Annotated in this window: 11 protein-coding genes; 10 read left to right on the top strand and 1 reads right to left on the bottom strand. The window is 42.6% G+C overall.

Going from position 1 to position 14228, the window contains the following annotated elements; all coding sequences use genetic code 11:
- Nucleotide 1: 1 nt before the first annotated feature.
- Genes Aba26S_RS06850 through galE form a run of 6 tightly spaced genes read left to right on the top strand, consistent with a single transcriptional unit; the run spans nt 2 to nt 6632 of the window.
- Nucleotides 2-1168: a glycosyltransferase family 4 protein gene (locus tag Aba26S_RS06850; RefSeq protein WP_043970925.1), complete on the top strand. Its 1167-nt coding sequence runs from the start codon at nt 2-4 to the stop codon at nt 1166-1168.
- Complete coding sequence (locus Aba26S_RS06845; RefSeq protein ID WP_043971001.1) at nt 1152-1772, top strand: sugar transferase; 621 nt, start codon at nt 1152-1154, stop codon at nt 1770-1772. Before Aba26S_RS06850 ends, Aba26S_RS06845 begins: the two co-directional genes overlap by 17 nt.
- Before the next feature lie 21 nt (nt 1773-1793).
- A complete protein-coding gene (gene galU, locus Aba26S_RS06840) occupies nt 1794-2669 on the top strand; it encodes a UTP--glucose-1-phosphate uridylyltransferase GalU (protein ID WP_043970924.1) in 876 nt (291 codons plus the stop codon).
- 18 nt (nt 2670-2687) lie between these two features.
- Nucleotides 2688-3947, top strand: coding sequence for a nucleotide sugar dehydrogenase (locus tag Aba26S_RS06835; protein ID WP_043970999.1), 1260 nt, complete (start codon nt 2688-2690; stop codon nt 3945-3947).
- Nucleotides 3947-5623 (top strand): glucose-6-phosphate isomerase, encoded by a 1677-nt coding sequence (pgi, locus tag Aba26S_RS06830; RefSeq protein WP_043970920.1) that lies wholly within the window; start codon nt 3947-3949, stop codon nt 5621-5623. Before Aba26S_RS06835 ends, pgi begins: the two co-directional genes overlap by 1 nt.
- Nucleotides 5616-6632 carry a UDP-glucose 4-epimerase GalE gene (galE, locus tag Aba26S_RS06825; RefSeq protein WP_043970918.1) on the top strand — a complete coding sequence of 339 codons (1017 nt, stop codon included), beginning with the start codon at nt 5616-5618 and terminating at the stop codon, nt 6630-6632. Before pgi ends, galE begins: the two co-directional genes overlap by 8 nt.
- A gap of 51 nt (nt 6633-6683) precedes the next feature.
- Here the strand turns inward: galE and Aba26S_RS06820 are convergent, their stop codons facing one another.
- The gene (locus Aba26S_RS06820; RefSeq protein ID WP_043970917.1) at nt 6684-8054 is read right to left on the bottom strand and encodes a phosphomannomutase/phosphoglucomutase; all 1371 of its coding nucleotides are present in this window, start codon (nt 8052-8054) and stop codon (nt 6684-6686) included.
- A 380-nt stretch (nt 8055-8434) separates the two neighbouring features.
- Here Aba26S_RS06820 and lldP point away from each other — a divergent pair, with 380 nt between their 5' ends.
- The 4 genes from lldP (at nt 8435) to dld (ending at nt 14206) form a co-directional block, all read left to right on the top strand.
- On the top strand, nt 8435-10102 hold the full coding sequence (gene lldP / locus Aba26S_RS06815; protein ID WP_171248926.1) for an L-lactate permease: 1668 nt from the start codon (nt 8435-8437) through the stop codon (nt 10100-10102).
- Between the two features lie 19 nt (nt 10103-10121).
- Nucleotides 10122-10874 (top strand): transcriptional regulator LldR, encoded by a 753-nt coding sequence (gene lldR, locus Aba26S_RS06810; protein ID WP_043970912.1) that lies wholly within the window; start codon nt 10122-10124, stop codon nt 10872-10874.
- Nucleotides 10871-12016, top strand: coding sequence for an FMN-dependent L-lactate dehydrogenase LldD (gene lldD, locus Aba26S_RS06805; protein WP_005240556.1), 1146 nt, complete (start codon nt 10871-10873; stop codon nt 12014-12016). The genes lldR and lldD overlap by 4 nt, the downstream gene beginning before the upstream one ends.
- 483 nt (nt 12017-12499) lie before the next feature.
- Nucleotides 12500-14206, top strand: a complete 1707-nt coding sequence (gene dld / locus Aba26S_RS06800) for a D-lactate dehydrogenase (protein WP_005240554.1) — start codon at nt 12500-12502, stop codon at nt 14204-14206.
- The last annotated feature ends 22 nt before the right edge of the window (nt 14207-14228 follow it).

Here is a 14228-nt window from a genome sequence, read left to right as displayed (position 1 = left end):
AATGACCACTAAAGTTGTTTTTATTGGAAATACTTCTACAAGTGTTTTGGGTTTTCGTATTGATTTGATTAAGAAGTTGAAAAGTAAAAACTTTATGGTTTATACTTTTGTTTGTGAATATAATGATAAAGACTTAAAGGCTATAAAAGATTTGGGTGCAATACCTATTATATATAATATGAAGAGAGGTGGGCTTAATCCTTTTGCAGATATAAAGTCTTTATTTGAGCTTAAAAGTAAAATTAAGGAAATTAATCCTGATATCGTTTTCTCATATTTTACAAAACCTGTGGTATATGGCTCATTGGCTGCAAAAATGAGTAAAATACCTAAAATTATTGGAATGGTTGAAGGGTTGGGTACACCTTTTACTATTCATAAACATGGACAAAGTATTAAAGTTAAAATTATTCGCTTTATACAAGTGTGTTTATATAAATTTATATTTCCATTTTTAGATAAAATCATTTTTTTAAATCCTGATGATCCAATCGATTTAATTGAAAAAAATAATATTAGGCATAAGGAAAATGCAGTAATAATGTTAGGTCCAATAGGATTAAATCTTGAAGATTATTCTTATAGTTGCTGGAACGAAACTAAAAATGTATCATTTATATTTATTGCAAGGCTTTTGGCTGAAAAAGGAATTTTTGAATATCTTGCTGCTGCAAAGATAGTGAAACAGAAATATCCTAATGTTACATTTAAGATCATCGGTGGCTTGGATCAAGAAAATCCATACGGTTTGACCAAAAAAGATTTAGATGAGGTGATAGCCACAGGCGTAATCGAATATCCAGGTTTTGTGAAAGATGTTGCAAAGAGAATACAAGATAGTGCTGTATTTGTATTACCATCTTATTATCGTGAAGGTGTACCACGCAGTACACAAGAAGCGATGGCTATAGGACGTCCCGTTATTACTACGGATGTGCCAGGGTGTAGGGAAACTGTAATAGACGGTGTGAACGGGTTTCTTGTTCCCAAATGGGATCCTGAAGCTTTAGCTAAAAGAATGTGTTATTTTATTGAAAATCCAGAACAGATAAATATTATGGGTTTAGAAAGTTACAAAATTGCGCAAAAAACCTTTGATGTTCACAAGGTGAATAAAAAACTATTTGGAATTATGGGTTTAAATGATACAGATGAAAAGACTAGTTGATATCATTATTGCTTCAATAGCATTGATTTTGCTTTCACCAGTTTTTTTATTGGTTGCTTATAAGGTTCGTAGAAATTTGGGGTCGCCAATTTTCTTTTATCAAGAACGGCCAGGTAGAGATGGTAGACTCTTTAAAATGATTAAATTTAGGTCAATGAGGGATGCTGTTGATAATGATGGCAAGCCTTTACCTGATGAGCTTAGAATTACGCCATTTGGCAAAAAACTTAGATCGACGAGTCTAGATGAAATGCCACAGTTATTAAATGTGCTTAAAGGTGATATGAGTATTGTTGGCCCTCGACCACAACTTCCTGAATTTGTAGAACATTATACACCCCATCAGATGCGTCGGCATGAAGTTAAACCTGGGATGACTGGACTTGCACAAGTCAGTGGGCGTAATAATTTGTCTTGGGAAGAGAAATTTGATTTAGATGTCGAATATGTTGAAAGCCATTCCATTTTATTTGACTTTAAGATCATGTTTAAAACTGTTGAAGTCATGCTTAAAAAAGAAGGCATAGACTCGCCCGATCAAGTGATCGGGGCAAGTCGATTCTCAGGTTCTAGACCGTCGGATCGTAAATCTACACATCAATAACTTAGTTTGAAAGAAATTGTAATGATCAAAAAAGCTATTTTACCTGTCGCAGGTTTAGGTACACGTTTTCTACCCGCAAGTAAGTCCATTCCTAAAGAAATGGTGACCGTTGTTGATCGTCCCGCGATTGAGTATGTGGTACGTGAAGCGGTCGAAGCGGGTATTGAACAAATTATTTTGGTCACGCATTCATCTAAAGCGTCGATTGAAAACTATTTTGATCGTAATTTTGAGTTAGAAACAACCTTAGAACAAAAAAAGAAATTTGATCTACTCAAAGAAATTACTAATATTTTACCAAAACACGTCAGTGTCGTGAGCGTACGTCAACCACAGCCACTTGGACTTGGACATGCGGTACTTTGTGCTAAAGATATTGTCGGTGATGAAGCCTTTGCTGTGTTATTACCAGATGTACTCGTAAAAAATAAAAGCCATACAAATGATTTATCCTTGATGATTCAACGTTTTGAGCAGTCTAAGGCTGCACAAATTATGGTGGAAGCAGTGCCAGACCATTTGGTTGACCAATATGGTATCGTGGATGTTATTGCATCACCGAATGAAGGTGAAAGTATCGTTATGCAGGGTATTGTAGAAAAACCTGCTGTAGGGACAGCCCCTTCAAATTTGTCTGTTGTCGGTCGTTATATTCTGCCTGCCCAGATTATGGAACTTCTAGAACACACCCAACGTGGAGCGGGAAATGAAATTCAGCTCACTGATGCGATTGCAGCATTGCAGCAATCGGAAATGGTTGAAGCGTATCGTATGAAGGGACAGACCTTTGACTGTGGTAGTAAGCTAGGTTATCTAAAAGCTGTATTGCACTATGGTATTGAACATCCAAAACTAGGCACAGATTTTAAGAGCTTAATCCAAGAATTGGCTCTCTAGATTGGGGAGCAAATGTTAATGAAAGTTGCAATTTTTGGTAATACTTTATATGCAGGCGTGATGTCTGCATTATTGTCTGAATCTGGGCACTTTGTTTATTGGTGTTCACAACTCGATAAAGCTGTAGAAGGGCAACAATATTCATTTCATGATGAGCATGTCAGCCAGCTATTAGAGAAGCAATTAAGTACTGGTTTTTTGAGTTATCGTGATTTGGATGGTATCCCTCTCGATATTGATGCTTATCTCTTTAGTTTTAATCAGACACAAGAACAACAGGTTTTTCAACTCTTACAGGCGTTAAAACAACGACCGATTATTCATCCCAAACTCATGATTAATGCTTCAACCTTTGGTTTACATGGCACAGAGCGTTTTAAGCAGATTCTATCTGAGGATGATTGGGTCTATTTGCCAGATACGATTCAAGAAGGAAATGCTCTACATAGTTTAACTCAAGCTAAACAACTCATTGTCGGATGTATCCAGACGGACGTTCAGATTAAAGTAAAAGAATTGCTTAGACCTTTCTTTCCTTTGGAACAACAATATCTGTTTATGCCGATTTTAGATGCGGAATTTACTAAACTCAGTATTTCAGGAATGTTAGCAACACGCATTAGCTATATTAATGATCTGGCTGTTGTTGCTGAGAAACTCGGTATTGATATTGCTTCAGTGCGTCAGGGTATGGCCGCTGATAGCCGTATTGGTTCAGCTTATTTAGCGCCAGGTGCTGGTTTTGGTGGTGAAAACTTTTCTCATGATATTTTGACGCTTTCCAATACGGTGGCAAATACTGGGGTAAAAAGCCAGTTGCTGGGTCAAGTCTGGGAAATTAATGAGCAACAGAAAGAAATTCTGTTTCGTAAACTATGGAATTATTACCATGGTGATTTGCAAGGGAAATCTGTTGCAATTTGGGGCGCTTCTTTTAAGGAAAATACCTCCAGCATTCAACAATCACCAATTCATCAAATGTTGGCTGCACTTTGGGCACAAGGGGTGATAGTTCACTTACATGATCCACAAGCCTTAGATGAAATTCAATTGATGTATGGACAGAGAATGGATTTGGTTTTACATCATGACCAATATGATGCGGTCAAGAATGTGCATGGTCTTTGCGTGCTGACTGCATGGAAACAGTACTGGAGCCCAGAGTTTAAGCAGCTTGAACAGTTGATGGTACATCCATTAATTCTGGATGGTCGCAATATTTATGATCCAGATTATGTTAAAGCGCAAGGTTTTGCGTATATGGGGGTGGGACGTTAATGATGATTAAGCAGATTCAACCCTTTGCAATCAAGGCGCCAGCTACAGTGCTTGAGCATTTGTCCTCTTTACAACAACAGTTTAAAGAGACCCATCTAAAAACATTATTCAAAACCGATCCTACACGCTTTAAACACTTTTCAGTTGAATATGATCAAATTGTTTTAGATTTTAGTAAGCATCGGATTGATCAAACTATTTTAAATGGTTTGGTTGATTTGGCACAGGCCCAAGACTTAAAACAATGGATCAAAAAGCTCTTTTCATCTGAACCGATTAATTATACTGAACACCGCGCAGCAATGCATTGGGCTTTACGTTTACCCCAATCGAGTCCAGATTTTACTGAAGTGAATCATCCGGTACAGCAGCAGTTAGAACGTATGTATGCCTTGGTGGATAAAATCCATGCAGGGCAGTATCGTGGTGCGACGGGTGAGGTGATTCAAGATGTGGTGAATATTGGTGTGGGTGGCTCTGATCTCGGCCCGTTAATGGTGACGCATGCACTCTCCGATTTTAAGGTCGCGACTACAAAACCTTTAGATGTGCATTTTGTTTCGACCATGGATGGCAGTCAGCTATCTGAGTTATTGCATCAACTCCGTCCTGAAACAACTTTATTTATTATCTCGTCAAAGTCCTTTGGTACCATTGATACACTGTCTAATGCGCAAACAGTACGTCAATGGCTAGAAAAGGCATTGGGCAATAATGACAAGATCCTGCAAAACCATTTTATCGGGGTCTCGACCAAACCTGAAAAAATGACGGAATGGGGCATTGCTGCTGATAAGCAGCTATTGCTATGGGATTGGGTTGGTGGTCGTTATTCACTATGGTCATGTATTGGTTTACCAATCGCACTGACCATCGGTGTTGAGGGCTTTAAGCAACTACTTGCAGGAGCGCATGCCATTGATCAGCATTTCCAGACCGCACCATTTCAGCAGAATATTCCTGTCCTGATGGGGCTATTAGGCGCGTGGAATAATAATTTTCTTGATATTCAGACCCACGCTGTATTGCCCTATGATGGCCGGCTTAAATATTTCGCGGCTTATTTGCAGCAGCTGGAAATGGAATCGAATGGTAAATCCATTCAACGTAATGGGGAAAAGGTCAATACAGCGACTTGTCCAATTGTTTGGGGTGAGGTAGGGCCAAATGCACAACATGCCTTTTATCAGTTGCTTCATCAAGGTACCCATTCGGTCAGTTGTGACTTTATTGCCCCTGTAAAACGTTATAATGCGAACCAATTTACCTATGCCGAAAGCGCAGAGGCCTTGATTGAGCAGCATCATTTGGCCTTATCAAACTGTTTGGCGCAGTCGCGCTTATTGGCTTTTGGTAATCAAGCGCTTGCGGCAGATGAGCTAAAAGATTTACCAGCTTATAAGCAATATGAAGGTAATCAACCGAGTTCAACCATTTTACTCAAAGAACTAAATCCTTATAGTTTAGGCATGCTGATTGCGATGTATGAACATAAAGTATTCGTGCAATCGGTACTCTGGAATATTAATCCCTTTGACCAATGGGGGGTTGAAAAAGGTAAAGAGATTGCCAATCAACTTTTGCCGATTTTAAATCGTGAGCAGGATGATGTATCTACTTTTGATACATCGACGCAAGGTCTACTTAAAATATTATTGGGAAAGACAAATGGCTAAGATCTTAGTGACTGGTGGAGCAGGTTATATCGGTTCACATACCTGCTTAGAATTACTTCATGCAGGTCATGAGGTTATTGTTTTTGACAATCTCTCGAATAGCTGTGAAGAGTCACTAATTCGTGTACAACAGTTAGCGAATAAAACACTGGTTTTTGTGAAGGGTGATATTCGTAATCAGGATGTGTTAGATCAGGTCTTTCAGGACTATTCTATTGAAGCGGTCATTCATTTTGCAGGTCTCAAAGCTGTCGGTGAAAGTCAACAGGTTCCATTGACTTATTTTGATAATAACATTGCTGGCAGTGCTCAATTGGTTAAGGCGATGGAACGTGCTGGCGTATTTAACTTGGTATTTAGTTCATCTGCAACGGTATATGATGAAGCCAATAGTTCTCCGTTAAATGAAGAGATGCCAACAGGTATGCCAAATAACAATTATGGTTATACCAAACTGATTGTCGAGCAAATGTTGCAAAAACTGGCACAGGCAGACTCGCGTTGGTCGATTGCTTTACTTCGTTATTTTAACCCTGTCGGTGCCCATAAAAGCGGTCAGATTGGTGAAGATCCGCAGGGGATTCCAAATAATCTCATGCCGTATGTTACACAAGTCGCAGTCGGTCGTCGTGAAAAGCTGGCAATTTATGGCAATGATTATGACACCGTCGATGGTACAGGGGTTCGTGATTATATCCATGTGGTCGATTTGGCCAATGCGCATTTATGTGCCTTAAATAATCGCTTATCTGCGCAAGGCTGTCGTGCTTGGAACATTGGGACGGGCAATGGCTCATCCGTATTACAAGTCAAAAACACCTTTGAACAAATCAATGGTGTGCCTGTTGCATTTGAATTTGCACCACGTCGTGCAGGCGATGTTGCCACTTCATTTGCAGACAACACGCGTGCATTGAGCGAGCTCGGTTGGCAGCCTCAATATACCTTGGAAGATATGCTGGCGGATAGCTGGAATTGGCAGAAACAGAATCCCAACGGCTTTAACTGAATAGCAAAGCAATAAAAAAGGAGCAATATGCTCCTTTTTTATTAGGCTGAATTAACCCTGAATTAACCCAGTTAATTCATCAACATAATGCTGCATCGGTTGCGGATTTTGATCGGCGCGGCTCTCAATATTTAAGCGCAATAATGGCTCAGTATTCGAAGCACGAACATTTAAACGCCATGCGCCAAAATCAAGGCTGACGCCATCAGTACGATCGACCTGCGGATTTTGGTCGGCATAATGGTCAAAGATTTTTTGTACAGTCTTTTGCGTGTCTGCCACTTTAAAGTTGATTTCACCGCTGCATGGGAATTTGGCAATCATGTTTTCAACCAATGTTGAAAGTGATTGTCCCGTTTCTGAGAGCAGAGCGATGGCGAGCAACCAAGGAATCATGCCACTATCACAGTAAGCAAAATCACGGAAATAGTGATGGGCACTCATTTCCCCGCCATACACGGCATTGTGTTCACGCATGACATCCTTAATAAACGCATGTCCTGATTTAGATTGTACTGCGATGCCTTGGTATTGATCGACGATGTCAAAGGTATTCCAGACCAAACGTGGATCATGCACAATCTTTTCACCGGCCTGTTTGATCAGGAAGGCCTGTGCCAATAAACCAACGATGTAATAGCCTTCGATAAACTGGCCTTTTTCATCGAATAGGAAGCAACGGTCAAAGTCGCCATCCCAGGCAATGCCCATATCCGCTTGATGCTGAAGCACTGCATCACGGGTACTGTCGCGGTTTTCAATCAAGATTGGGTTCGGAATACCATTCGGGAACGTGCCATCGGCTTCATGGTGAATTTTAATGAACTCAACTGGAATATTCAGTTGCTGGAATTTTTGTTCGATGGCATCAATCACATGACCCGCTGCGCCATTGCCTGCATTCACGACCAGTTTAAGCGGTTTGATTTTCTGTGGATCAATATAGGTCAGTAGATGCTCAATGAATTCAGGCAAAATATTATAGTTTTGAGTTGTGCCTTTTTGCGATACTTCGACAAATTGACCAGTTTCAGCCAATGCCTGAATTTCTTTTAATCCCGTCTCTGCACTGATTGGGCGTGCATTCTCACGCACCAATTTCATCCCGTTATAATCCATCGGATTATGGCTGGCAGTCACTTCAATGCCACCTTGTACATCCAGATGGAAGGCAGCGAAATAGACCTCTTCCGTCCCAGTCATACCGAGATCAAGTACATCCACGCCTGCATCATTCAAACCACGAATCGTCGCTTGTTTTAGGCCCTCACTACTTAAACGGATATCACAACCGATCACCACGGTTTTAGGCTGGTAGATTTGTCCATAGGCACGACCAATGTTATAGGCAATCTCTTCATTCAGTTCTGTGCCGAGTTTGCCGCGAATATCGTAGGCTTTAAAGCAAGTCAGTTGCGTCATATTGTTCAATTCAATTGCTGTTTTGAGTTGTGAACAGATTATACAGATATCGTCTAAAAGTCATATTTATAGTTTTGTCTTTCGCGATTGGTAACCCGAAGTACACAAATGGAATACTGCTCGGGATATTTTTTATCAGACTTTAGTCGAATGCTGAAAGCCCGCGGCAACAGAAAAGGGTTGATTTGATTTTAATTATTATTGGTCTTACCAATATTGGTGAGCGATTGATGGTTGCGCCTGATAATTCATGTAATTAAGATGGGCGACTTGTGTAAATGGATAAATTTTGCCAATAAAATTTATATTGGTCATACCAATATTCGTGATGATGTTTTATCTCGAAGTGAAAACAAAATAGCGCCCAGCATTTCAAGGAGATGAGAATGCTTAATGTGTGGCAACAACTTTATGATCCTTTGAATAATATTTGGTTATCCAGTGCCGTTGCGCTGATCCCGATTATTTTCTTCTTTTTGGCTTTGGCGGTCTTTCGTATGAAAGGCAGTGTCGCAGGGACTTGTACCGTGATCATTGCCTTGCTGATTGCATTGTTTTTTTATCAAATGCCAGCTGAAATGGCATTTGCTTCTGGTGTTTATGGTTTTTTTTATGGTTTGTGTCCGATTTCATGGATCATTATCGGGGCGGTATTTCTGTATAAAATTTCGGTGAAGACAGGGCAGTTCGATGTGATTCGTTCCAGTATCCTATCGATTACCGAAGACCAGCGCTTGCAAATGCTATTGGTCGGTTTTGCTTTTGGTACTTTTTTAGAAGGTGCGGCAGGTTTTGGTGCACCTGTGGCGATTACCGCAGCCCTGTTGGTCGGTTTAGGTTTTAAACCGCTATATGCTGCGGGTCTTTGTCTGATTGTGAATACGGCACCTGTGGCCTTTGGTGCGATGGGGATTCCAATTATTGTGGCAGGGCAGGTTTCGGGTGTTGATACCATGGAAATCAGCCAGATGGTCGGTCGCCAATTGCCTTTTTTAACCATCATTGTGCTGTTCTGGATTATGGCGATCATGGACGGTTGGCGTGGTGTGAAAGAAACGTGGCCAGCTGTACTGATCGGTGGTAGTGCTTTTGCCATTGCGCAATATCTGACCTCGAATTTTCTGGGACCCGAACTGCCTGATATTACCGCTGCGATTGCTTCATTGGCCAGCCTGACCTTGCTATTCCGTGTTTGGAAACCGAAACATATTTTCCGTTTTGATATGACCGATGAACAAGCCGCCAGTCATGCGGCCTCATCACAACAGCGCTATAGCATTGCCCAGATTGCCAAAGCATGGTCGCCGTTTATGATTTTGACCGTGATGGTGACCATTTGGAGTGTGAAACCATTTAAAGCGCTGTTTGCCAAAAACGGTGCCTTGGCGGACTGGATGTTTAAAATCGAAGTCCCGTACCTGCATAAACTGGTGGAAAAAATGGCGCCGATTGTGCCCGAAACCACCGCTTATGAAGCGATCTATAAATTTGATTGGTTCTCAGCGACAGGTACAGCTATTTTTATTGCGGCCATTATCACCATCATTTTTCTGAAAATGAAAACCCGTGAGGCGGTCAGTACTTTTGCGGAAACTTTAAATGAGCTAAAAACCCCGATTTATTCGATTGGCATGGTATTGGCCTTTGCCTTTATTGCCAATTACTCAGGCCTGTCTGCGACCTTGGCTTTAGCGTTATCGCATACAGGGCATGCCTTTACTTTTTTCTCACCATTTTTGGGTTGGCTGGGTGTCTTCCTGACCGGTTCCGATACCTCATCCAATGCCTTGTTCTCTGCATTGCAAGCCACCACAGCGCAGCAAATTGGTATTCCAGAAGTGTTACTGGTGGCTGCCAATACCAGTGGAGGCGTAACCGGCAAGATGATTTCACCGCAATCGATTGCGATCGCCTGTGCCGCGGTGGGTTTGGTTGGAAAAGAATCGGACTTGTTTCGTTTCACGGTAAAACATAGCATCATATTTACTGTCTTTGTCGGCATCATCGTCACGGTTCAGGCTTATCTGGTGCCGTGGATGATTCCATAACGCTAATCAAGGAAATGTGATGAGAATCTCCGATCAAGTGGTCATGAAATTACAGGCACTCATTGAGCAACGCCAGATGAAACAAGGTGATCGCTTACCTGCCGAGCGTCAACTGGCGGCCAGCTTAGGCGTATCTCGTCCGTCCTTGCGTGAAGCGATCCAACAGTTGAATAGTCAGGGCGTGCTCAGTAGCCGCCGTGGTGATGGCACTTATATCCAACAGTTACCTGAGCAATGGCCGCAACAGCTCATCGTCAATCCGATCAGTCCTTTGATTGAAGAAGATCCACTGTATCGTTTTGATGTACAAGAAGCCCGTTTATTACTGGAAGGCGGCACGGCATGGTATGCGGCATTGCGTTCAACCGCTGAAGATCGTGCCAAAATCCATCATTATTTTGATGAGATCAGCCGTTATCAAAATGCAGGCGATTCAGCCCGAGCGGCGGTTGCAGATGCAGAATTTCATCTGGCGATTGCGGAAGCTTCACACAATATTGTGTTGATCCAGATGATGCGCGGTTTGTTTGACTTGTTGCAATACAACGTCTTGCTCGGGCGTAACAAAGTTTATAACCATCCTGTCAATGGTGACTTGCTCAGTGAGCAGCATTTTCAGGTGATGGATGCGATTGATCGTCAAGATCCCGAGGCTGCGCGCCAGGCGGTGTGTGGGCATATTGAATTTGTGATTAATCATGTACGTGCTCTGGGCGAAGACGAAGCGCGCCAGAAACGTGCAACACGTTTAACGAGAGTGGACTTAAAATGATTATTTCTTCTGGCAATGATTATCGTGCTGCGGCACAGCGTCGTTTACCGCCATTTTTATTTCACTATATCGATGGCGGTGCCTATTCTGAACATACCTTAAAGCGCAATGTACAGGATCTTTCTGAGATTGCCTTGCGTCAACGGGTATTGAATGACATGTCCGCGCTGAGTCTGGAAACCAAACTGTTTAATGAAACTCTGTCGATGCCAGTGGCATTAGCACCTGTGGGCTTAACCGGTATGTACGCACGTCGTGGTGAAGTACAAGCAGCGGTAGCAGCAGATCAAAAGGGTATTCCATTTACTTTATCAACGGTTTCCGTCTGTCCGATTGAAGAAGTGGCACCTGCAATTCAGCGTCCAATGTGGTTCCAACTGTACGTGCTGCGTGATCGTGGCTTTATGCGTAATGCCTTGGAACGTGCGAAAGCGGCAGGTTGTTCAACACTAGTGTTTACCGTGGATATGCCAGTGCCGGGTGCGCGCTATCGCGATGCGCATTCAGGGATGAGTGGTCCAAATGCGGCGATGCGTCGTTATATGCAGTCTATGTTTCATCCGCATTGGGCATGGAATGTCGGGATGTGTGGTCGTCCGCATGATTTGGGCAATATCTCGAAATACTTAGGTAAACCGACTGGGCTTGAAGATTATATCGGCTGGTTAGGTTCTAATTTCGATCCGTCGATTTCATGGAAAGATCTGGAGTGGATTCGTGAGTTTTGGGATGGTCCGATGGTGATTAAGGGTATTCTGGACCCTGAGGATGCTAAAGATGCAGTCCGTTTTGGTGCAGATGGCATCGTAGTCTCCAATCATGGTGGGCGGCAACTGGATGGGGTGCTGTCTTCTGCACGTGCTTTGCCTGCAATTGCCGATGCAGTGAAAGGCGATTTGGCGATTCTGGCAGACTCTGGCATTCGTAATGGTCTGGATGTGGTGCGGATGTTGGCCTTGGGTGCGGATACGGTGTTATTGGGCCGTGCCTTTGTTTATGCCTTGGCGGCAGCAGGTGGGCAAGGGGTATCAAACTTGCTGGATTTGATTGAGAAGGAAATGCGTGTGGCGATGACCTTAACAGGGGCTAAGTCGATTCAGGAGATTAATGCGGATTGTTTGGTACAGGCTTTGAGACTCTAAATTTTCGTATTAATACGTTGTGTGTCTATTTCTGATGAGATTGGCGAGACAGAGTCTTATCGAGAAAATTTCAATGTAAGGCACTAATTGGCGTTACTTTTTTAAAAAAGTAACCAAAAACCTTTGTTTCGATGACGGTACGTCCTTGCTACCGCATCGAAACAGGCGGCATCCTTGCCGCCGACGTGTAGCCACTTAGGTTAAGAAATTAGTTGCTGGTGCTAAACGTCACTTACAGCCTGTGTTTTGTTGGTAAGATATTGTTTTTGCAGTATAACTTTGAAAATGGATGCAATAAACAGGTTCTGTAATTGACTGCCTTTGGTCTTGCGTGCCTTTAGCCGCCACTCAGGGCAAAACCAAAGTAACAGAATGAGTTGCTTTCGTCATAACTTATATACCGTAAGACTCTGCCGTGCTGATCTAGTTTTAGCATGCATAAGATATAGCTAGATTTTATATGGATGATCCAAAGGAGCCATCATGCAAACATTTTCTCCCAAAGCGGTGATTGATCGTTTACAGCAGATTGTTGGGCGGCAACATGTGCTGAGCGATGATCAAAGTACCCGCCAGTATCGACAAGGTCGTCGTTTTGGTGAGGGTAAAGTCTTTGCAGTGGTGATCCCTGGCACCTTGCTGGAACAATGGCAGGTGCTGCAAGCAGCGATTGAAGCAGATTGTATTGTCATCATGCAAGCGGCCAATACAGGCCTGACTGGTGGTTCAACCCCCTATGGTGATGATTATGACCGCCCTGTGTTGGTAATGAGTACGCGCCGTTTAAAAGGCATTCAGGTGATTCATGACGGTCAGCAGGTGATTTGTTTACCTGGCGCGACCTTGGATAATCTGGAACAAGTCCTGAAAGGCTATGATCGTGAGCCGCATTCGGTGATTGGTTCTTCTTGTATTGGCGCTTCGGTATTGGGTGGGGTGTGTAACAATTCAGGTGGTGCCTTGGTACGCCGTGGTCCTGCTTATACGGAGTTAGCACTGTATGCGCAGGTCAATGCCCAAGGTCAGTTGGAGTTGGTGAATCATCTGGGCGTGAATTTGGGCGCAACGCCAGAAGAAATCCTGACCCGTTTAGAACAGCAGCAATATCAAGCCACAGATATTTTAGATCATGCAGAAAAACAGGCATCCGATCAGCGTTATGCGCAAGATGTCACCCAAGTCGATGCCGATAGCCCTGCACGTTTTAATGCCGATCCATCCCGTTTGTTTGAAGCCTCAGGTTCGGCAGGGAAAGTCTGCGTGTTTGCGGTACGTCTGGATACCTATGAAAAGGTAGAGAGCAATGTCTTTTATATTGGCAGCAATGATGCCGACGACCTGACTGCGATCCGTCGTTATTTATTGACTTCATTGCCAAGCTTGCCGATCGCAGGCGAATATATTCATCGTGATGCGTATCATATTGGTGAAAAATATGGCAAAGATACCTTTTTGTTTATTGAGAAATTTGGCACGGCCAATGTGCCCAAAGCTTTTGCACTGAAAGACAAGGTCGATGGCTTTTTAGAAAAATTTAAAATCAAAGGACTTACTGATCATCTTTTACAAGCCATCACTAGTTTGTTACCGAGCCATTTACCCAAACGGATGACTGAATATCGTGATCGTTATGAACATCATCTGATGTTACGCGTTGAAAATAATTGCAAAGCCCAGACCGAGCAATTTTTACAAGATTATTTTAAAGTCCATCCCTCTGGCAATTTTTTCCTTTGTGATGCGGATGAAGGGCGTAAAGCCTTTTTGCATCGTTTTGCCGTGGCAGGTGCTGCGATTCGTTATCGGGATACCCATCGGGATGAGGTTGAGGATATTGTGGCTTTGGACATTGCCTTACGTCGTAATGATCGTGAGTGGGTCGAGCAATTGCCTGCGGAGATGGAACAGCAGATCATGCATAAGCTTTATTATGGACACTTTTTCTGTCATGTGTTTCATCAGGATTATATTCTTAAAAAGGGCAATGATCCTTTAGCGATGGAACATCAAATGTGGCATTTGCTGGATGCTCGTCGTGCGGAATATCCTGCCGAACACAATGTCGGTCATTTGTATATTGCCAAGCCTGCATTGGTCAATTTTTACCAGAAACTTGATCCGAATAATTGTTTTAATGTCGGGATTGGGCACACTTCTAAATTGAAGTATTGGGGCAAGGCCAAGTCCTGACTTTAAATAAAACAGGCAATAA

It is taken from the genome of Acinetobacter sp. NBRC 110496 (assembly GCF_000876115.1).
In the GTDB taxonomy this organism is placed as follows: domain Bacteria; phylum Pseudomonadota; class Gammaproteobacteria; order Pseudomonadales; family Moraxellaceae; genus Acinetobacter.
Note: the sequence above shows the minus strand (reverse complement) of the source record. Positions and strands in the feature narration are given on the sequence as shown.